Raw genomic sequence first — 19,143 nt, forward strand, 5'->3', positions numbered from 1 at the left:
CGCTTCCGGCATCGCCAACCTCCACAACATCATCCTCGCCGGCTGACCGCCGACCCCGTCCCAGGCAACGCCTTCACCCGGTTACGAGACGTCCCCTGGATGTACGGGTTGACGCCTCGGTGGATAAGCGGAACCCGGGCAGCGTGCCCCACGAGCCGGAACGCGGGACGGTCGACGATGCGCGTCTCCATGGGTTCGCTCCCTTCGACAGTTGGGCGGAACCTGAGCTGTGCTGCGGTGCGACAGTGCCTGCGTATCGTGTCCGAGCGCTGTTGCGGCACACCCGACAGAAGCGGCGCGGAAAGTGTCGGGTGATCGGGATCGGTGTCGCCGCAGGATGGGGCCATGGATGACACGACCCTGGTATCCCGGTTCCTTCGCGACGGCTTCGTGAAGTTGGCGGGTGCCGTCGCACCGCGCGTGGCCGCGGATTGCGCGCGGCTGCTGTGGCGGGAGACGGGCTGCGACCCGGACGACCCCGCCACGTGGACGCAGCCCGTGCACTGGGTGCCCGGCATGGCGCAGGGGCCGTTCGCCGCCGCACCCAACTCCCCGTTCCTCCATCACGCGTACGACCTGCTCGTCGGCGCGGGACGCTGGGAGCCGCGCTACTCGCTGGGCACGTTCCCGTTGCGCTTCCCGCACCGGGAGGAGCCGAACGACGCGGGCTGGCACATCGAGGGCAGCTACCTGCCGGAGGGCGCGACCTGGTACTTCACGAATCTGTACTCCCGGGGCCGGGCGCTGCTGATGCTGTTCCTGTTCAGCGAGGTCGGCGAGGAGGACGCCCCGACCCGGATCCGCGTCGGCTCACACCTCGACGTGCCGCAGGTGCTGGAGAAGTACGGGGAGGACGGGGCGAGCGGGCTGGACCTAGCGCCCGAGTTGGTGGCGGCGTCCGATCACCGGCCACTCGCCCTGGCCACCGGGTCCCCGGGCGATGTCTTCCTGTGCCATCCGTTCCTGGTGCACGCGGCGCAACCGCACCACGGGACGCGGCCGCGCTTCATGGCCCAGCCGCCGCTGATGCCGGCCGCGCCGTACGAGCTGGAACGGGCCGACGGCGCGTACTCGCCCGTGGAAATCGCGATCCGCCGAGGACTCGGGCAGGACACCCCCGGCCCCGACGTGCGAGGGAGGCGGTGAAGGTGCGGGTGAGTGGCCGCAACGCGCGATTCCAGCAGTGGGAGGCTCTGCTGCGCAATCGGACCAAGCGCCAGCGCCGCGGCGAGTTCCTCGTGCAGGGCGTACGCCCGATCGCCATGGCCATCGAACACGGCTGGCAGATCCGGGAGCTGCTCTACGACACCGACGTTCAGCTGTCCGGCTGGGCACGTGAGGCCCTGGACACGGTCCGGGCCGAGAAGTTCGCCGTCTCCCGTGAACTGATGCACGAGCTGGGAGGCAAGGCGGACGCGGTTCCGGAGCTGCTGGCCGTGGTCGGGCTGCCGGAGGACGACCTGCGCCGCATCCCGGCCGGGCCGACCATGCTCACCGTTGTGTTCGACCGGCCCACCAGCCCCGGCAACATCGGGACCCTCATCCGGTCCGCGGACGCCTTCGGCGCGTCCGGCGTGATCGTCACAGGCCATGCCGCCGACGTGTACGACCCGAAGGTGGTGCGGGCGAGCACCGGCTCGCTGTTCGCTCTGCCCGTGGTCCGGGCGCCCTCACCCCAGGCCGTGCTGTCCTGGGTCGCCGACCTTCGCGCCAACGGCATCGGCATCGGCGTCGTGGGCGCCGCCGAGCACGGCGCGCTGGATGCCGCCGAGTACGCCCTCACGCAGCCCACGCTGCTCCTGATCGGCAACGAGACCACCGGTCTCAGCGTCGGCTGGCGGGAGTCCTGCGACCAGCTCGTCCGGATCCCGATGTCCGGGGCCGCCAGCTCCCTGAACGCGGCGGCCGCCGCGACCGTAGTGCTCTACGAGTCGGCACGCCAGCGGAGCAGCAGCCTGGCCGGTCGTCGAGGTGGTGGCGGTGGCCCGGCTGGCGAGCCAGACACCGATCGCCGTGGACAGTAGCTGCGGGTCCATGGCCTGCAGCAGTTGACGGATCATCGCCTCCGATGGGTGCCGGTCGGGAGTCATGCCCAGAGCGACAGCCGTCGTGGCCGGCACGTCGGCGACCCATTCGGCGATCGCGGCGTACGAGCGGTAGCCGGCCACCACGGCACACACCGCTGCGGTGACCACGACGGTCAGTCGGTGCCGGACATCCGCTAGGCGGCTAAGAGCGTGTCTCAGGTGGTGAGTTTGAGGTAGCGCTTGTGGCAGGTGAGTGCGGCGGCGAGGGTGACAAACGCGCAGTAGAGGCTGGCCGAGCGTTCGTAGCGGATGGTCAGTCGGCGGTAGCCGGTGAACCAGGCGAACGTTCTCTCGATCACCCAGCGGTGTCGGCCGAGGCGGTTCGGTGACTCGATGCCGCGGCGGGCGATGCGGGGTCGGATGCCGCGGGCGCGGAGCATGCGACGCAGGTGGGGGTAGTCGTAGCCCTTGTCGGCGTGCAGCTTGTCGGGGCGGCGTCGGCGGGGTCCGCGTCGGGAGCGGACGGCGGGGACGGCCTGGATCAGGGATTCCAGGCAGCGGCTGTCGTGGGTGTTCGCGGCGGACACGCCGACGGACAGGGGCAGCCCGTCGCGGTCGGACAGGGCGTGGATCTTGCTGCCGGGTTTGCCTCGGTCGACCGGGCTGGGGCCGGTCAGGTCGCCCCCCTTTTCGCCCGCACCGACGCCGCGTCGGCGGTGGCGCGCGACCAGTCGATCAAACCCTTCGCGCCGAGCTGGTCCAGGGCGGCGACGTGCAGCCTGCGCCTCAGCCCGGCCCGGGTCCAGGCGACGAACCGGCGGTGCGCGGTGGCCTTGGAGACTCCGAACCCGGGTGGCAGGTGCCGCCACGCGCAGCCAGTGGTCAACACGTACACGATCGCGGCGAACACCGCCCGCGCATCGATCGGCGGTGTACCTCCGCCCTGCGGACGTCGAGGCGGCGGCGGAACCAACGGTCTGGCCAGGCTCCACAGCTCGTCAGGCACCCACTCAGAGATCAACCGCTCGTCCACAGTAGAAGTGATCTACCACCAAGGTCAGCCGACCGCCACCTGAGACACGCTCTAAAACGATGCCGTACTCGGCCTCAGTGGCAGGGTAGCGCTTCGAGTTGGGCAAGGCGTGGAACCGGTCCTGGGTCCCTCGACGCTCGTAGGGCAGCTTGGAGCACCTCGGCCACCGTTGGTCCCACAGCGTCGACAACTGGGCCATGCCGATCATGACGTCGATCATCGGCCACGGCTGGCCCGGCCGGCCAGCCCTCAACATCCTCATCCGACCTCGGGCTGCGTCCAGACTCGGCCGGTCGTGCCGATTTGCGAATGGCATGTCACGGATTAGCCGGTGGCCGGTCCAGTTGATTGAGCCGGCCGGTTTCCAGGTGGGCGATGTCGCCATCGGAGTCGAGGGCGGCGTCGAGCAGCCGCGCGAGCGAGGTGCCGTACACCGGGACGTGGGCGGGCTTGTCGACCAGGCGGAAGACGGCGTCGAACTCGTCGGACCGTTCGGCCGTCACCTCCTGGACGCGGCAGAGGACCCAGTGGGTCGACTCCGATTCGTCGTCGAGGGCCGCGCAGATGCTCCTGCCGTCGGCAAGGTCGATGATCGTCAGGAGCGACTGCTCCTCGTGGCCCCGGTAGACCGTGCGATGCTCGGCCACCGGCAGCAGCCGCCACGTCTGGAACAGCCTGGCGGAGCCGACGCGCCGGTAGAGCGCCACGACCTCGGCGGGCGCGACGAACAGGCTCATGGGCTGCGGCGGGGTGGTCTCGTGGTCTTGCACGATTCGGTCGATCACGTCGTCGATCTCCACCGCCGTCGGCGCGAGGTACCAGCCTGCCACCGGCCGCAGTCCACCGTCGTCGTCCTCGGCTACGCCGACCAGGCCGGCGTGCAGGGCCACCGCCCGGTTGTCGCCCGCCACCCGATCGTTGACGTTGACGGTCACTCGCGACAACGTCGCAGGCACCTGATCGGTGCGGATGCCGGCACCGTTGTAGAAGCCGCGGCCGTTGATGGTCGCGTCGCGCGGCTCGTCGATGGGCAGGTCCAGTAGCGGGTTCGGCTGGTCCACGACCCCTTCACCGCGAAGGTACGGGTACAGGCGCGCCGCCCAGCCGGTGACCACCTCACCGCCGTATGCGTCGACCGGGTTGTAGATCCGCCGCCAGAACGCCACGTCCACCTCGCCCGCCGCGGCTCGAACGAACTGGTCAGCGATCGGCGCGAGCGACCGGCACCATGTCTCCAGGCCGAACCCGGCGATCGCGTCCACCCGTGCGCGGAGCTTCTGCCAGTCCGCCACGGTGCCGGTCAACGTGATCGACGGGATGCCGCACACGCACACCAGCCACAGCGAGAAGTACGGCGAGTAGGCGTCGAGCAGGACAACTCGTCCCGCGAGCCGGTCGACCTCGGTGCTGGTGGAGAAGTCACACTCGAATACGTCCGCGTCGCTGATCTCGGCAGCGAGCAGCTTGTGGAATGACTCCACCACGTCCTGCCAGGAAGCCGCGTATTGCGGCATTGGCCCGTCGACGGTCACGGTGAGCCGCTTGCGGCCGGCGTGGCCCACCAACCGGGGGCGCAGCTCCTCGGCGTGGAGCCGGATGTGTTGGGCGACCCCCTGCGCGATGGTCAACCACACCGCGTCGGGGGACAACACCAGCGGGCGATGGTCGGCGAACGCGCGCCCGACAGCGTCGAGCAGCGGATGCACCCCGTCCGGCACGAGCACCGGCAACGCCGGATCACCGCCGAACACCAGCGCATCCCCGAACAGTTCGCCGAGCGGCCGGGTGGGCAGGCCCTCGGCTGCGGGTGTCACCTCGTCGACCCGGAAGGTCACCATTGCGCGACTCTAACGCCTGCTCGCCCGAGCGCGATTCCGCTACGAAGTACCCATCATGTTCCTGTCGTCGGGCTGGCCGTTCTCGGTGTAGTGGGTTGCCGTGCCGATGCCCATGTATCGGCCGAGGGTGTGCGTGTGCTTCTTGGGGTGAGGCCGGCTGCTATACGAGGCGCGGCTTGATGGCAATCCACTCGCGCAGGTGGGCGGCGAGGTGCTGATTTTGGACACGGTCCAGGTGCCACTGGGCTGCGCTGACCAGACTCTTTGCCTGCCGGGAGTGGCGCATCTGCGTGCGGTCGAGATCGTTCAGGTGTTGCCGGTCGGCGAGTGCGGCTACCTCGTTCAGACCGGCTGGGATGGCGTCCAGGCAGGCCCGGACGATGTCGTCAGCCGACGGCAGCACGGCCAACGCGACCCCCGAGCGGCGCATATCCGCCGCGAAGTACGCCAGCTTCTCGGCGCTGTCGGCTTCGCTGAACACAACCCGGGCCCGTCCCTGCCGCAGCAGCCAGAGCTTCAGCTCCGCCCACTCCGCCCGCCGGCCCGACTGGTCCCGCAGCGTGCACCCGCCCATAAGCGCGGGCTCAAGAGACGGCCGGAAAGTTAGGATCGAGTGGCCTGCGATGCGGTTCGGCTGAAGCAGCGTTCACCGGGCGTTCGAGGGGCGCGACGCGGCGTCGTCAAGGTAGAGAGCCAGAGTCGTCACTCGTATCCCATGGCCGGGATGATCTTGCCGAGTGCGTCTTCGATGAACTCGCGGGTTTCGTCGTCGAATTGGTTGTTGCGGTTCGTCAGCTTGTGCGACTGAAACGTTGAAGGGGTGGCGTAGTCGTCGACGTCGAGCCGTTCGAACAGGGCGCGGCGCTGGCCGGGCCAGTCGGCTGCGAGATCTTCTGCTTTCACCTCGATGTATCGCCTGCCCGTGAGGTCGACCGTGTTCTTCCAGGTGAGCCATCGGTGGTAGACCGGCTTGAGGTAGGCGAGCGCGCCGTCGACGGTGGGCGGTGCCCATGGCTGGGCCAGGTGGGATGCGAGCACTGAGACCGGGTGACGCTTGATGTGCACGATGGTCGCTTCGGGGACCAGTTCCCAGAGGAACTCCATGCACAGGAGGTTGAACGGTGTCTTCTCGCACCAGGTCGGCTTGCCCGCGTCGGCGGCTGCTCCGCCGAACAGGGTGTCGATCAGGCCCCGCAAGATTCCGAGCAGTTCGTCCCGGTCGCTGAAATACCTGGGAAGTACCCGCCGGCGGCTCAGCGGCTCGAACGGCCCGGCGGGCCGGTCGGCGTTCCCGAAGCCTTCCGCGGGCGCAGGTTCGTCGTATGTGTACGCGACCAACTGCGGCCAGAGCTGTTGCACCGCGTCCCGGTAGCGCTGCTCGCCGACCAACTCGGGAACGGTTTTGCCGCGATCGTCGCGCCGGCCCGGCACCCGTACGGTGAGGAAGTCGCTCAGCCGGTGCAGGGCGTCCTCACCGACGGTGGGGTCGTATCGATCGGTGAGCGCGTCGGCCAGGTCCCGCAAGCCACCCGGGTCGATGAGAAACCGGGTCTCCATGGGAATCCGATGGATCAGCGGATGTTCGCCGATGATGTCGGCGATCCGTGACGTTCCCGAACGACCCGTACCCGCGACGAAGATCGGTGAAGGGGAAGGCATGGCGAGCAGCCAACTCTCAGCCCGGCGCCTGTGCAAGCCATTTATCCCCTTCACCCGCTGCTACGGGCCGGACCCGCACCCGCCGCGCCGAGGAGGTCCTCGCCGCTGGTCACGAAGCACCCGAACATGTCGCCGAGGACGGCTCGTTGATGTTCCGTGAGCGGGTTTACGAAACACGGCGGCACCGACCTCTGCGGCCCGGCACGCTTGCGCGATTTCGCGCGCTCTGCCGGGGCTAAACAGGCGCGCCGCGAGAACGGCACGGCCACGAGCGGTGCTTCGTCGCCGGCCATCTGGTCTGCGAGCCAGGTCAGATCACGATGTCCGGCCAGGGGTGAAGTCCAACCAACGCTCAGACCAGGCGAGGAAGTCCAGGTCGGTGTGGAAGTGACTGTTGCTGCCCTCCTGCACCCACTGCACCCACGTCGTGCAGCCGGTGGGGGCGACCTGAATGCCGAGGTCGGATTGCGCCACCGCGTGGGCCGGTGCCGGGGCGGCCTGCGCGGGTGCGGCCACGGCGGAAAGGCCGAGAAAAGCCGCTGCGACCAGCGAAAGCGAAAGCCTGATCAAGTCTGTCTCCTGACGGGGGATAGGGAGATTTTGCCGAACGGCAGGGACCATATTAGGAAAGCTTTGACCAGCGTCTATGGAGTCATCTTCATCGTCGGTAGCGGGCGCCTTCGGCGGCGGCTTGGAGGACGAGGATGGCCTGCGCGATCTCGGTGGCCCGGCGGGGGCAGCAGCGTAGTTTGGTCAGGATTTTCCAGGTCTTGAGGGTGGAGATGGCGCGTTCGCCGAGGGCTCGGACTTGGCGTGGTGCCGGTTGACCTGTTTCTGACGGCGGGACAGGCGGGTGCGGCGGCGTTTGAGCGGGGTCCAGACGGTGCCGTGTGCGCCCGGGTGGCCCTCGCTCGCGAACGTCAGCACGTTGTTACTGGTCAACGCCTCGATCAGACCGTGGGTGCGCGCCGCAGTGAGGTCGTGGACCGCGCCGGGCAGTGCAGGTGTGGCCCGGATCAGCCGACCGGCGGCACCGACCAGGACCTGCACGTTTACCCCGTGGCGCTTGTGCTAGCTGGAGTAGTAGGGCCGCTGGTCGGCGACCCGGTCGATCGTCGACCCAGCCTGGCCGGGCGCGGGTCGTAGAACCAAGTAAACAAGTAGCTGCCGACAATGCGTGCCCGGCCTCACGGCGACGTCGGCACCGGTCAGTTGCGGCCGAACCTGATCATCTAGTATCGGCGGCCGGCACGGCGCACGACATGGGGGTTGGGTTGCATGTGGCCGTTCACGAAGCGACCAAAGGATCCGGTCCTGGACCCGACTTATGGTGACCCGCACCGGAAGGCCTTGATTCGGGCGCTGGAGAAGCGCAAGTGGAAGTTCGCCCGGGAACTGCTCGACATGGCGGCCGATCCGGACGAGATGGCCTTCCTGATGGAGGCGGTCGGCGGGGTCGACGGGATTCAGGACTGGGTCGGCGATTGGATCGACGCCGAGCCTGAGTCGACTCTGCCCGTGCTGGTCGCCGGCTGTCACGCCGTGCACTGGGCGTGGGAGGCACGCGGCGGCAAGCGGGCGAAATACACCACTGCTGCCCAGTTCAAGGGTTTCCATGAGCGGTTGCACCACGCCGAGGCGTTGTTGCAAAGGGTACTCGCCCGCGAACCGGATAACGTGACCGCGCGGGCATGGCTGGTCACCAGTTCACGAGGCCTGGGCGTGGGGTCGGCGGAGGCCCGGCAGCGCTTCGAGGCGGTGACTCGACTACACCCGGGACACGTGGTCGCGCACGAGCAGCGGTTGCAGTATCTGTGTGCAAAATGGTCCGGTAGTCACGAGGAGATGTTCGACTTCGCCCGGAGCGCCGCAACGGCGGCCGGACCGAACAGCCTCCTGCACGAACTGGTGGCCGTCGCCCACATCGAAAAGTGGAACGCCCTGGAACGAGAGGAGGGCAACGAGTACATCGTCTCGGACGAGGTCCGTGCCGAGCTTCTCACCGCGGCGGACAACTCGATCTTTCACCCGGATTACATTCCCGCCGGCCCCGGCTGGGCACCCCGGGTGGCGGCCTTCGCGATGGCCTTGGAACTGGCCGACGAGTTCGACGCGGCCGGGCACGCGTTCGCGCTGCTGGACGGCTTGGTTACCGAGTGGCCGTGGCAGATCCTCGGCGACCCGGTCGAGAAGTTCACCGCCTCCCGCGACTATGTGACCGCGAACCGTAGCTGACGATCCAGGCGGTGACCGTGGCGTCCCCAGCGCATTTCCGGCGCGTCCCGGCCTCCGGCGTCGACAGTATCGCGGACGGGTAAGGCAGACAGCGAGGCTCCCGGCTGGGGCGTCGGATGTTGGTCTAAGCGTTTTGATCTTGTCTATTCACGCTTGGCCGGATTAGGTCAAGCGAATGCCGGCTCAGCAGAGTGGTCGCGTTGCGGATGCCGTCACCATCTGTCGCGACTGATCCCGCATCGATATGCCAGCTTCGTTCCTCAGAACGACTGGCAGTCGCGCCCGTACCCCGCCCGCTACGCGTTGTCATCCGGACGGTGGCCGACCCGCCCCGGCGAGGTGGTGATAACCGAGCCGCAGGACGTCTCCGCGTCCCCGGGCTCGGCGTTGCACGTGCTGGGTGGCGCGGTGACGCTGCAGGTTGTGGGCACCGCGGACGACCGCTACGCGCACACCACGAACCTCCTGGTCGCGCCCGGTACGTGGGCTGACCTCGACCCAAAACTCACCGACGGGTTCCAGCTACTGGGCGCCCAACCCCTCCTGCTGTGGTCGGCGGGAGACGCGAGCGCGGTCGTTGCCGCGTTCACCACCGCTGTCCAGGACTGGGCAGGCCGTGGAGGTCCTGGTTCTGCCAGCGCCGATCCCGATGTCGTGCAAACGAGCCTGATCACCCGGCCGGATCTGCTCCTGCAGCCGGAACGAACCTGGATCGAGCGCACACCAGCTGGCTACACCGTGCCTACCCTGCTGTTGCCGCTGGGCGCGGTGCTGCTGGTGTTCGGATTGCACAACCGACGCTTCCGCCGCACCGCATCCTCCCTGATCTCTGTGGGCGTTCGACCCGCCACCGCCGTGACGGGACTCGCCCTTGCGACCACGGCCTAGGTGCGCGGCGGACCAACTCAGGGCGACGGTCACGCCGAGGTCCCGGGCGCAGCTCAGGTCGTGCAGATGGCCGGGTATCGCCTCGGAAGTCGGTCCGGAATCATGACCGCTTGGATGTTGGCGCCGAAATCGCGGTGCTTCCGGAGTGCCAGGCGTCGATCGTGCTGCCTTTGACGCTGGTGGTCGTCTCGGCCAGCCGGTCGCTGTCGACCAGTTCTCGTCGAAAATGACGAACGTCCAGTCGTCGTCGGCGGCCCGGCGCAGGGCGTCGTGTAGGTCAGGTCGTTGCGCGGCCAGGACCGCGATGCCTTCGGCGATGTAGCGGTACGCGGCCGCCTGCCGATGTGGGCCGAGGAATCGTGCTTCCCGGCGGGGCTGGGGAGGAGACGGTTGACCACTTTCAGGGGTGGGGGATCATGCGAAGGTGACGTTCGCGGTGCATTACCTCGTGCCGGCGGCCGGTCTGCTGCCCGTGCCGGACGGCGACGATGTGCTGGTGTTCGACGTGACGCTCGCCGTCGGTGCGGGGGAGCGCACCGTCGTGTTCTCGGTGTTCGCCGAGGGCGCCGGCCTGCGGATCGCCACCGACCTCGACCACACCGCGCTGCTGCGCCGCGAGCCGGCCGAGGTCGGCGCCGTCGCGGCGGTCGACGCGTGGGTGCTGGAGCGGGCGCCGCGCGCGATCCGGCTGCACGAGCTGCTGCTCGACGTGCTGCCGCCGCGGGCGGACGCCGAGCGTTGGTTGGCCGCCCGGGACCCGGCCGGCGATTACTGGCGGGTGCTGGGGCGGCCGCGGTGAGGCTCGGTTCGGCACCCGCAGGTCGGCCCCGGCCTGGGTCGACACCGTGTGGACGTGCACGAGCGAACAGGTCGCACTGATCTTGTACCTGCTGAGAATGCCATTTGGGCAGCTCAGGCGGCGTGCTCGTATTCGTGAAGGACACCACCGAGGCGGTCGCGCCGGTGGATGTTCAGCCGGACGAGTTGGTCCGGGTCGGTGATCGGTTCGGGGAGCGGCTTCAGCGGCCGGAGGTTCGCGATCCCCTGATGCGGTCGGTTTAGGTTGTAGAACCGCTCGTACTCCCGCAGCGCATGTAGCAGATGTCGATGGTTCCAGATCAGCGTGCGGTCCAGCAGTTCGCGGCGGCAGGTCCGCACCCACCGTTCCATGATCGCGTTCATCCGGGGTACCTGGACGCCGCTGAGCACGACCTTGACGCCGGGTCGGCCAGGATCGCGTCGAACAGCGCCAGATATTTGCCGTCCCGGTCCCGGATCAGGTATCCGACTTTCCCGCCGGTGTCTTCGAGATCCATCACGAGGTTGCGTGCGGCCTGGCCGACCCAGGCGGCGGTCGGGTGCGACGTGACGCCCAGGACGCGGATGCGGCGGCTGGCGTGTTCGATCACCGCCAGGAAGTACATCCGGGCTCCGGTCAGCGTCACGGTCTCGATGAAGTCTGTGGCCAGCAGTGCTTCGGCTTGGGAGCGCAGGAAGTCTGTCCAGGTGGTGGCGGTCCGGTTGGGGGTGGGGTCGATCCCGGCCTTGCGCAGGATCTCCCAGACGGTGGACGGGGCGACCGTGATCCCGAGCGTGAGCAGTTCGCCGTGCACCCTCCGATAGCCCCAACTGGTGTTCTCCCTCGCCAGGCGCAGCACCAGGGCCCGGATCGACCGTAGCGTGCGGGGTCGGGCGCGCCGCCTGGGCCGCGACAGCGCGGCGTGGCGGCGGGCGATCAGGTCACGGTGCCACTTGAGGATCGTGTCGGGCTGGGCCAGCAGCCGTAGGCGCCGCAGGGTCGTCCTCAGCAGCGGGTGCAGCAGCGCGGCCAGCCATGCCCGATCGACCGGCTCGAACCGGACCCGTTGCCCGCCGAGTTGGCGCTGCAACACCGCAAGCTGGTGACGCAACGACAGGATCTCGATGTCCTTGTCGCGGTCGCCACCAGGCAGCAGTCGCAGCAACGTAAACGCGTTCGTGATGCCCGGGTAGGCAGTCGCAGCAGCATGAGTCGGCACCATCGCGCAGTCATCGGTGACGATGGGTACGGGCGGCGCCCCCGATCAGACTAAGGTCGGGCCTGGACGTCAAGAGGGCCGGCGACCTGCACGGATGCCCTTCTCGGCAGGTACAGCGTCGCCCGGTGTGTGCCCATCCTCGTCGGTATCGGCGGTCGGTTGGCAGCCCGATACGTGGCGAAACGGCTGGCGCAGCGCGCCGCGGCCAGGACGGCTGCCCGGAACAAGCGGATCAAGAAGATCGCGGGTCGGCCACCGGCCCGTTCCAAGGGCTCGTCGAGCAACCGCAACAGCAACAGGTACCGGGGCCGCAGCTGGGGTTATCAGATCAACTACACCGATTCGCGGGGTCGCGAACGGGTCTACATGTACGGCATCACCAGTGCCTGGCCGCCTCTCGTTCGGGCCAGCGTTAGAGCGCGTCTCAGGTGGCGGTCAGCTGACCTTGGTGGTAGATCACTTCTACTGTGGACGAACGGTTGATCTCGCAGTGGGTGCCGGACGAGTTGTGGGACCTTGCCGCCCCGTTGATCCCGCCGCCGCCGCGACGCCCGCAGGGTGGGGGCACGCCGCCGATCGAGGCTCGGGCCGTGTTCGCCGCAATCGTGTACGTGCTGACGACCGGCTGCGCGTGGCGGCACCTGCCGCCGGGGTTCGGGGTGTCCAAGGCCACCGCGCACCGCCGGTTCGTCGCCTGGACCAAGGCCGGCCTGTGGCGCAGGTTGCACGTCGCGACGCTGGACCAGCTCGGCGCCAAGGGGCTGATCGACTGGTCCCGGGCCACCGCCGACGCGGCGTCGGTGCGGGCGAAAAGGGGGGCGACCTGACCGGCCCCAGCCCGGTAGACAGGGGCAAGCCCGGCAGCAAGATCCACGCCCTGTCCGACCGCAACGGCCTGCCCCTGTCCGTTGGGGTGTCCGCTGCGAACACCCACGACAGCCTCTGCCTGGAGTCCCTCATCCAGGCCATCCCTGCCGTGCGCTCCAGGCGCGGACCTCGCCGCCGACGGCCCGACAAGCTGCACGCCGACAAAGGCTACGACTACCCCCACCTGCGCCGCATGCTCCGCGCCCGCGGCATCCGCCCTCGAATCGCCCGCCGAGGCATCGAATCCTCACCGACTCGGGCGGCACCGGTGGGTGATCGAAAGGAGCTTCGCCTGGTTCACCGGCTATCGCCGACTGACCATGCGTTACGAACGCTCGGCCAGCCTGTACTGCGCGTTCGTCACCCTCGCCGCCGCACTTACCTGCCACAAGCGCTACCTCAACTCACCACCTGAGACACGCTCTTAACAGTGCACCGAGGCCATGCCGTGCTGGTAGGGGCGTGGCGTTGAGCGGGTCGAGAACCTGTGATCGGAGGGGGATCAGCTTCTGTGGGATCAAGACGACCATGCAGCTGACGACGGCGCCTCGTGCGGTTGCCGCCCAGGAGTGGAAGGGCCGTGAGGTGTCATAGAGAATCAGGTTTCGGGAACTCACGCTGCTCTCGCGGCCGGACTGGGAGACGCCGATCTCCGCGCAGGTGAAGTACAAGCTGGTGAAGGTCGAGGTCCACCCTCACCTACAGCCGCTCGAGGTGTTCCGGACCCCGAAAATGATCCGGCAATCCGCACCTCGATGAACCGAGGTCGAGCATACGCATCGAGCCCTGGAAGTTTCCGGATCATCGGTGCGCATTCGTGTCGAGTAGTGAGTGCCGTTGCCGAACTCGTTCCAGCTCGACCACCGGTCGGCTTGAGGGAGATCGTCGGTACTGAACCTGCTTTCGCGCATAGCCCACCTTCACTGGTCGTGAACATTCGGGGGTCACTCCATGACGTAGCCGTTGGTGGTTGTGTGTGATGGATGGTGGCGGCGCCCCACGCCCATACACCGCCGCGGTCTTCACACCCGGCCCGTACTGGGCGCGGCCGTTCACCCCCACCGGCGGCGCCGCCTCGCTGACCGGCCCACACCGGCACAACACCGCCACGAGTTGATGCTCGGTGACCACGATCTTGACTCCGGCAGTTCGAACACCTGCCGTCGCTGACGGGTGAACTCCACGCCGTCATCAAGATCCGCACCGCAGGCCGGGTTCACACACCGCTGCGGCCGGTGCACCACCATGCGATCCGGCTCCGCCACCAACGCCAGCGTTGACCCCGATGACCGCGGCTGCTTACCCCGACGCCGACCAGATCCCCCACCCTTCGGCTTCGGCGTCTGCCTGCCCAACCCATCAGATGACGGCGGCTTGGAAGAGTTCGTCGAGCTCAACCCCAGCCGACGCGTCAGCTCAGCGTTCTCCACCTGCAGCCGCTGGCTGTCCTCACGCAGCCGCCGCACCTCAACCCGCAGCCCCCGGAGCCCGGACTCACGCATCAGCCGCTCGACCGTGCACCGGGCCACCCGCACCCCTTGCCGGCGCAGCTCGTGCCAGATCTTGCGGGCGCCGTAGACGCCGTAGTTAGCTGCGTGGGCCTGCTCGATCATCGCGGTCAGCTCCTCATCGCGCCGCGGCCGGGCCGAGGCCGGACGGGCCTTGGCGGCGTAGTAGGTCGACGGTGCGATCTGTGCCGGCGTGTCTTCCAACGCCTGCAGGACCGGCTGGACACCGTGTTCGGCCTTTTGGGAGTCGACGAAGTCGTGTCGGCGGCCCCGTCGAGGAGATGCTGTCGGGCGCGTTTCCGGTTCACTCCGCTGGTGGATCCTTGCTGGACTGGCCGCCGACGTTACGGAGGGCGAGCGCCTGCGCCATGCGACTGAGAAGGAGTTGCCGTTCCTGTTTGGTCGGTGCGAGTTCGGCCGCGCGTTCCAGTTCGGCTGCGGCCTCGGCGTAGCGGCCGAGCCGGGTGAGGATGTCCCCGCGCACCGCGCCCAGCAGGTGGTAGCCGGCCATCCGGCGGTCGGCGAGCAGTGGTCGGGTGGTGGCGAGTGCGGCTTCGGGTCCGTCGACGTGGAGTACGGCGACCGCGCGGTTGAGCTCCACGACGGGTGACCGGGTGATCTGGGTGAGGGCGTCGTAGAGCGCGAGGATGGCGACCCAGTCGGTGACTGCGAACGTCGCCGCGCGGGCGTGGCATGCGGAGATGGCGGCTTGAAGCGAAAACACGCCGAGGGGCCGGGCCAGGTCGAAAGCGCGGTCGAGCATGCTGAGGCCGTGCTCGATCAGCGTGCGGTCCCAGAGCCGGCGGTCCTGGTCCTCGAGCCGGACCGGGATGCCGGCAGCGTCGACACGGGTTCGGAAGCGGGAGGCCTGCAGCTCCATGAGGGCGACCAGTCCGAACACTTCGGGCTCGGTCGGGGAGAGTCCTGCGAGGACCCGTCCCATCCGCATCGCCTCGACGGCGAGGTTGGCGCGGACGAGGTTCGTGCCTGACGAGGCCGAATAGCCCTCGTTGAAGATCGCGTAGAGCACATCCAGCACCGCGCGCAGGCGTTCGGGGAGTTCCTCGGCTGCCGGGGCCTGGATCGGCACCCGTGCCTCGGCCAGGGTCCGCTTGGCGCGTGAGATTCGCTGCCCGATCGTCGCAGTGGGCACGAGGAAAGCACGGGCGACCTCGTCGGTCGTCAGTCCGCCGAAGAGCCTCAGTGTGAGCGCGACCCGGGATTCGGGTGAGAGCACGGGATGGCACGTGGTGAACACCATGGTGAGCAGGTCGTCCGGGATCGGATCGAGTGCCTCGTCCGCGACATCGGCCAGTTCGCCCTCGTGCCCGGCAACGAGGAGCGGCGCCTTCTTGCGGGCCGTCTCCTCGCGCCGGGCGCGGTCGATCGCCTTGTGCCAGGCGGTCTTCATCAGCCAGGCACCCGGCTTCGGCGGGATGCCGTCAGCTGGCCACTGCTCCAGTGCCGACACGAACGCCTCGGACGCAAGATCCTCGGCGATGTCGAGGCTCCCGATCCGGCGGGCGAGTGTCGCGATCAACTGGGGCGCCTCGATCCGCCACAGCGCCTCGACCGACTTGCGCAGGTCCATGGCCGGGTCCGGTTCAGTCCGAGGTCGGGTCGAGCAACTGCTCGCTCTTGGCGAGCGCGTCAGCGTCGACAGTCTGGGCGAAGTCGGCCATGTCGAACAACGGCCGGATCTCCAGGATCTGCGAGTCGCCGAAGGACGGGTCGAACGGACACCTCTTCGCCCACTCGATCGCCTCGGCCAGCGAGCTGACCTCCCAGATCCAGTAGCCCGCGATCACCTCTTTGGACTCGGTGAACGGGCCGTCGACCACCGTCGTGCCCGCTGTCGAGAACGCGACCCTCGCCCCGACGGCGCTGGGCTGGAGTCCCTCGCCGCCGAGCATGATGCCGGCGTTGACGAGTTGCTCGTTGAAGACCCGCATCTTCTCGAACATCTCGGTCGTCGGCTCGCCGTTGCCCTCGTCGGCGGCATCGCCCTTGGTCATCACCATCACACGCATGAGAAAGATCCTCTCGGTTGATCTGGTCTCAGTCCAGGCCGGTGGTCCGGCGCAGCAGGCCGGCGATGAAGTCGGTGTCGACCGTGTCGCCCTCGGCGAGGTCGACGACCTTGCGGTCGCCGTTGCCCATCGACCGCAGCACGCCCGGCACCGGGTCGACCTCACCAGCACCGAACACCATGAACGAGACCTTGGCGGCGGCCACGTGCAGCACTGCGGTGTTCTGGCCGGCGAGGTTGAAGTGCGGCTTGCCGTACTGGATGACCTCCTCGACGCCGGGGACGGTGTCGAGAACGGTCTGGCGCAGCGTCGCGCACAGGTCCTGCTGCCACGGCTTGGTCTTGGCGAGGTAATCGGTGACGTCCTGGCTCATCTCGGTGCTCCTGTTCAGGCGGTGGTGGCGCGGTAGGTCGACACGACTACCCCGGACTCGAAGGTGGTGGTCTCGAAGTGCTGGAGGCCGGTTCGACTCTCGGCGCGGAACAGCGGCTCGCCACTGCCCTTGAGGACCGGGTAGGTCCAGATTTTGTACTCGTCGAGGAGGCCGGCCGTCGCGAGTGCATCGGTCAACCGGCCGTTGCCCCAGATCAGGATGTCAGTGCCATCGTTCTCCTTGAGTGCCTTGACAGCGGTCAGCAGCTCGGCGCCGGCGATGACGGTCGTCGGGTTCCAGGCGCTGGTGTCGACCGGCTGGGAAGCGACGACATACTTGTGCATAGCGTTGACGTGGTCGGCGTACGGGTTGCCGCCCATGTTGGGCCACGCCTGCGCCATGCCCTCGTAGGTGATGCGGCCCAGGATCAGCGCGTCGGCGTTGAGCGTCAGGTCCAGGGCGTACCGCATGGCCGCCGGGTCGTTGTATGCCAGCGACCACTCGTGGGGGTTGTCGATGAAGCCGTCGACAGTGGTGTAGGTCGAAGCGATGATGCGTCGCATCGGGTCTCCCCTGGTGGTGGGCCGGCTTTTCCGGCCCGCACCCGTCCTTCGCGCGACAGCGCGCCGTTTCGACATCAGAGCCCAAAGAATCTTTCATTCTCCGCGTCGTCCGACACGGCCCTCGATTCCTCGCTGCTCGGTGTCGCGATCGCGCTCCTCCGCATGGACCGCCGACCTCGCCTCGCCCCTCGCCGCGGGCTCGAGAGACGCGGACCACCGCATGGGGCGACGGTAGGCGGTCGCATATCAGGGCAGACCAGTCCCGCTGAGGCCACATGACTGCGATGGCCTATGTTGAAGCTGTGGTGCCGCGTTGTTTGGCCGCGGCGATGCCCTCGCGCTGGCGTTCGAGGATCAGGGCGCGCTCGAACTCGGCGAAGGCGCCCATGACCGACAGCAGCAGGGTGGCCATCGGCGATTCCTCGCCGGTGAAGGTGAGGTTCTGCGCCCCGGCGCGGCGGGACCGGGCCCCGCCGCCCGTGCCGGCGCTGGATTCCGGACCGCCACGGCCGGCGGGCACGCTTCCACCCGTTGAGCTGGTGGAAGGATCGGCCGGATCGCCGGCCGCGGCGTCGTGCGGGTTCCGGGCTTGCGCCCGACAGTCGCACACCGAGACGGCCTGCCGCCGTACACCGGGGCGTAGAAGGCGCGAACGTTCGAGCAGGTCATGCCGGTCGCGCCGGCGCAGGCCGCGAGACTGGCGCCCTCGCGCCCTCGTAGCTCAGGGGACCAGGGCGGTCGGCCAAGTGCATGTCAGCGCTTGACCGAACGGAAGGCGGTGGAAGCACGCCCGAGAGCAACTGTTCACCCAGCGCCGTCACGTGATGCCGTACGGCCCGACCACGCCGGAGGGTGGCGATCAGGCCTGCTTCGCGGAGCACGGTGGCGTGCTCACTCGCGTTGGCCGGGGAGACGTCGAGTTGACGGGCGAGCTCACCCGTGGTGCACGGCCCGGCACCGATGCTGTCCAGCGCGTTGGCCCTGGTGCGACCGAGCAGCCGGGCCAACGCGACCAGGCGGTCCACCTTGGTCGGCCCGGCCAGGATGGTGGCCAGATCGCCCGCCCCCCGCGCCGCCGGCAGGAAGAGCACCAGCGGTGCCTGGTCGTCCACGCCGCTAAGCCACACCGGCGGCTGCACGTCGAAGAACACCGATGGTACGAGCAGCAGCCCACGACCGCCGAGTGTCATGTCGTTGACCGTCGGGCCGGAACCCAGTTCGAGTACGGGTGGCCGCCAACGTGCGAATGGCGCGAGTCCGGCCAGCAGGCCGTCCACTCCCCGAGCGGCGAGCAGTTGGGCGAGCGTGAGGTGCTGCGCGCTCAACCTGGCGTCGATCTGGGCCCAGTGTGGCGCCACCGCGACGCGGTAATGGTCGTGGATGAAGGCGGCCAGCCGCTGCCGGTCGTTTCTGTCCCCCGCCGGGTCGCCCGCATCGGCGAACCCGCGGCGCCGGTTGCTGTGCCCGGCCGCGGCGGCCCTCGCGGCGGCGATCTCCGCCCGGAAGTGCTTCGGTCGCACCTCGAGTAGCGCCGCCAGCCCTTCCTCGATCGAGCCGGCGGGACCGGTGAGGGTGAACAGGTCGAGTCGCCCACCGTCGAACAGCGAGGCGCACGGGTGCAGCAATCCGGAGGACATCCGACCCACCCGCGCCGCCCAGCCGCCGAGGGTGCCCGGTGGCTCCCGGCGTAGCCGGGTGAGGCTGAAGTACGTCTCTGCCAGCGGTCCCCAGCCCTTGGCCAGCCGGACCCTGGCGAGGTCTTCCGCAGTGAGATGGAGTCGGATCATCGCCCCTCCGGTGCTCGCCTCGGCCGTTGATCGCATCCTATCCGGTCGATCTGTTGGCTGGTCGTCAACGTCATCCTTCGGTCAGCACCGAAAGGCGTTGCCCCTCCCGGCCTCGGCCCCGAACACTGTTGATTGACGGCGGTCGCATCAATCGGTCGAGAAGGGTTGCTCCGCAGCATCTTCGATAGCCCAGGACGATTTATCTGATCGCAGTAAATCGTCATCATTCGGCAAATTGCGGGTGTCAGAAAGCTTTCTTGCCACGGCTCGGGAAACCAATCATCTGGCGTTCCCGGTCGGTGGGCGGCAGCGGGGGT

At 68.5% G+C, this 19,143-nt stretch carries 19 protein-coding genes and 3 pseudogenes; 6 read left to right on the plus strand and 16 right to left on the minus strand.

The features are described 5' to 3' along the window. Window positions 1-345: 345 nt before the first annotated feature. A complete protein-coding gene (locus ACZ6O2_RS32945; RefSeq protein WP_466025695.1) occupies window positions 346-1,146 on the plus strand; it encodes a phytanoyl-CoA dioxygenase family protein in 801 nt (266 codons plus the stop codon). A gap of 2 nt (window positions 1,147-1,148) precedes the next feature. Next, on the plus strand, window positions 1,149-2,024 hold the full coding sequence (locus ACZ6O2_RS32950) for a TrmH family RNA methyltransferase (RefSeq protein ID WP_466025721.1): 876 nt from the start codon (window positions 1,149-1,151) through the stop codon (window positions 2,022-2,024). A 30-nt stretch (window positions 2,025-2,054) separates the two neighbouring features. On the opposite strand, the pseudogene ACZ6O2_RS32955 reads toward ACZ6O2_RS32950, so the two are convergent. The 7 genes and pseudogenes from ACZ6O2_RS32955 to ACZ6O2_RS32985 form a co-directional block, all read right to left on the minus strand. Continuing rightward, a pseudogene (locus ACZ6O2_RS32955) lies at window positions 2,055-2,195 on the minus strand (ISAs1 family transposase); the annotation flags it as partial. A 47-nt stretch (window positions 2,196-2,242) separates the two neighbouring features. Next, window positions 2,243-3,048 (minus strand): IS5 family transposase gene (locus tag ACZ6O2_RS32960; protein WP_466025696.1). Its coding sequence is split into 2 segments (ribosomal slippage): window positions 2,243-2,710 and window positions 2,713-3,048, totalling 804 coding nucleotides; the frame shifts between segments, so codons are not numbered across the junction. 329 nt (window positions 3,049-3,377) lie between these two features. Then, the gene (locus tag ACZ6O2_RS32965) at window positions 3,378-4,898 is read right to left on the minus strand and encodes a DUF4419 domain-containing protein (RefSeq protein WP_466025697.1); all 1,521 of its coding nucleotides are present in this window, start codon (window positions 4,896-4,898) and stop codon (window positions 3,378-3,380) included. A gap of 160 nt (window positions 4,899-5,058) precedes the next feature. After that, window positions 5,059-5,472 carry a hypothetical protein gene (locus ACZ6O2_RS32970; RefSeq protein ID WP_466025698.1) on the minus strand — a complete coding sequence of 138 codons (414 nt, stop codon included), beginning with the start codon at window positions 5,470-5,472 and terminating at the stop codon, window positions 5,059-5,061. A gap of 128 nt (window positions 5,473-5,600) precedes the next feature. Then, window positions 5,601-6,557, minus strand: a complete 957-nt coding sequence (locus ACZ6O2_RS32975) for a sulfotransferase family protein (protein WP_466025699.1) — start codon at window positions 6,555-6,557, stop codon at window positions 5,601-5,603. A gap of 315 nt (window positions 6,558-6,872) precedes the next feature. After that, entirely contained in the window at window positions 6,873-7,127 is a 255-nt protein-coding gene (locus ACZ6O2_RS32980; RefSeq protein ID WP_466025700.1) for a hypothetical protein, read from the minus strand. Window positions 7,128-7,215: 88 nt separating this feature from the next. Further along, window positions 7,216-7,670, minus strand: a pseudogene (locus ACZ6O2_RS32985) (transposase family protein); the annotation flags it as partial. 165 nt (window positions 7,671-7,835) lie between these two features. Here ACZ6O2_RS32985 and ACZ6O2_RS32990 point away from each other — a divergent pair. The 3 genes from ACZ6O2_RS32990 (at window position 7,836) to ACZ6O2_RS33000 (ending at window position 10,479) form a co-directional block, all read left to right on the plus strand. After that, window positions 7,836-8,792 (plus strand): DUF4034 domain-containing protein, encoded by a 957-nt coding sequence (locus tag ACZ6O2_RS32990; RefSeq protein WP_466025701.1) that lies wholly within the window; start codon window positions 7,836-7,838, stop codon window positions 8,790-8,792. 408 nt (window positions 8,793-9,200) lie between these two features. Continuing rightward, on the plus strand, window positions 9,201-9,680 hold the full coding sequence (locus ACZ6O2_RS32995) for a hypothetical protein (protein ID WP_466025702.1): 480 nt from the start codon (window positions 9,201-9,203) through the stop codon (window positions 9,678-9,680). Window positions 9,681-10,104: 424 nt separating this feature from the next. After that, entirely contained in the window at window positions 10,105-10,479 is a 375-nt protein-coding gene (locus ACZ6O2_RS33000) for a hypothetical protein (protein WP_350709652.1), read from the plus strand. A 113-nt stretch (window positions 10,480-10,592) separates the two neighbouring features. Here ACZ6O2_RS33000 and ACZ6O2_RS33005 read toward each other — a convergent pair whose 3' ends face one another. Further along, entirely contained in the window at window positions 10,593-10,862 is a 270-nt protein-coding gene (locus tag ACZ6O2_RS33005; protein WP_466025703.1) for an integrase core domain-containing protein, read from the minus strand. Then, entirely contained in the window at window positions 10,859-11,644 is a 786-nt protein-coding gene (locus ACZ6O2_RS33010) for a transcriptional regulator (RefSeq protein ID WP_466025704.1), read from the minus strand. The genes ACZ6O2_RS33005 and ACZ6O2_RS33010 overlap by 4 nt, the downstream gene beginning before the upstream one ends. Before the next feature lie 533 nt (window positions 11,645-12,177). Between ACZ6O2_RS33010 and ACZ6O2_RS33015 the strand changes: the two are divergent. Further along, window positions 12,178-12,993: pseudogene (locus ACZ6O2_RS33015) on the plus strand (IS5 family transposase). A 624-nt stretch (window positions 12,994-13,617) separates the two neighbouring features. On the opposite strand, the gene ACZ6O2_RS33020 reads toward ACZ6O2_RS33015, so the two are convergent. The 7 genes from ACZ6O2_RS33020 to ACZ6O2_RS33050 all read right to left on the minus strand — a co-directional run bounded on the left by ACZ6O2_RS33020 (window position 13,618) and on the right by ACZ6O2_RS33050 (window position 18,826). Continuing rightward, window positions 13,618-14,277 (minus strand): IS3 family transposase, encoded by a 660-nt coding sequence (locus ACZ6O2_RS33020; RefSeq protein WP_466025705.1) that lies wholly within the window; start codon window positions 14,275-14,277, stop codon window positions 13,618-13,620. A 100-nt stretch (window positions 14,278-14,377) separates the two neighbouring features. Next, on the minus strand, window positions 14,378-15,664 hold the full coding sequence (locus ACZ6O2_RS33025) for an RNA polymerase sigma factor (protein ID WP_466025706.1): 1,287 nt from the start codon (window positions 15,662-15,664) through the stop codon (window positions 14,378-14,380). Between the two features lie 13 nt (window positions 15,665-15,677). Then, window positions 15,678-16,103 (minus strand): YciI family protein, encoded by a 426-nt coding sequence (locus tag ACZ6O2_RS33030; protein ID WP_466025707.1) that lies wholly within the window; start codon window positions 16,101-16,103, stop codon window positions 15,678-15,680. A 28-nt stretch (window positions 16,104-16,131) separates the two neighbouring features. Next, window positions 16,132-16,476: a DUF1801 domain-containing protein gene (locus ACZ6O2_RS33035; protein ID WP_466025708.1), complete on the minus strand. Its 345-nt coding sequence runs from the start codon at window positions 16,474-16,476 to the stop codon at window positions 16,132-16,134. A 14-nt stretch (window positions 16,477-16,490) separates the two neighbouring features. Further along, the gene (locus ACZ6O2_RS33040) at window positions 16,491-17,039 is read right to left on the minus strand and encodes a dihydrofolate reductase family protein (protein ID WP_466025709.1); all 549 of its coding nucleotides are present in this window, start codon (window positions 17,037-17,039) and stop codon (window positions 16,491-16,493) included. Window positions 17,040-17,328: 289 nt separating this feature from the next. Further along, a complete protein-coding gene (locus tag ACZ6O2_RS33045; protein WP_466025710.1) occupies window positions 17,329-17,559 on the minus strand; it encodes a recombinase family protein in 231 nt (76 codons plus the stop codon). 145 nt (window positions 17,560-17,704) lie between these two features. Next, window positions 17,705-18,826, minus strand: a complete 1,122-nt coding sequence (locus ACZ6O2_RS33050; RefSeq protein ID WP_466025711.1) for an ArsR/SmtB family transcription factor — start codon at window positions 18,824-18,826, stop codon at window positions 17,705-17,707. Window positions 18,827-19,143 lie beyond the last annotated feature (317 nt).

The sequence above is a fragment of the Micromonospora sp. NPDC048040 genome (assembly GCF_055587185.1).

What these genes read in the sequence shown, in the direction of transcription:
- ACZ6O2_RS32945 (WP_466025695.1), top strand. Translation starts at nt 346, where the DNA reads ATGGATGACACGACCCTGGTATCCCGGTTCCTTCGCGACGGCTTCGTG.
- ACZ6O2_RS33030 (WP_466025707.1), bottom strand. Translation starts at nt 16,103, where the DNA reads ATGCGTGTGATGGTGATGACCAAGGGCGATGCCGCCGACGAGGGCAAC.
- ACZ6O2_RS32975 (WP_466025699.1), bottom strand. Translation starts at nt 6,557, where the DNA reads ATGCCTTCCCCTTCACCGATCTTCGTCGCGGGTACGGGTCGTTCGGGA.
- ACZ6O2_RS33035 (WP_466025708.1), bottom strand. Translation starts at nt 16,476, where the DNA reads ATGAGCCAGGACGTCACCGATTACCTCGCCAAGACCAAGCCGTGGCAG.
- ACZ6O2_RS33040 (WP_466025709.1), bottom strand. Translation starts at nt 17,039, where the DNA reads ATGCGACGCATCATCGCTTCGACCTACACCACTGTCGACGGCTTCATC.
- ACZ6O2_RS33005 (WP_466025703.1), bottom strand. Translation starts at nt 10,862, where the DNA reads ATGAACGCGATCATGGAACGGTGGGTGCGGACCTGCCGCCGCGAACTG.
- ACZ6O2_RS32965 (WP_466025697.1), bottom strand. Translation starts at nt 4,898, where the DNA reads ATGGTGACCTTCCGGGTCGACGAGGTGACACCCGCAGCCGAGGGCCTG.
- ACZ6O2_RS32990 (WP_466025701.1), top strand. Translation starts at nt 7,836, where the DNA reads ATGTGGCCGTTCACGAAGCGACCAAAGGATCCGGTCCTGGACCCGACT.
- ACZ6O2_RS33050 (WP_466025711.1), bottom strand. Translation starts at nt 18,826, where the DNA reads ATGATCCGACTCCATCTCACTGCGGAAGACCTCGCCAGGGTCCGGCTG.
- ACZ6O2_RS32970 (WP_466025698.1), bottom strand. Translation starts at nt 5,472, where the DNA reads ATGGGCGGGTGCACGCTGCGGGACCAGTCGGGCCGGCGGGCGGAGTGG.
- ACZ6O2_RS33025 (WP_466025706.1), bottom strand. Translation starts at nt 15,664, where the DNA reads ATGGACCTGCGCAAGTCGGTCGAGGCGCTGTGGCGGATCGAGGCGCCC.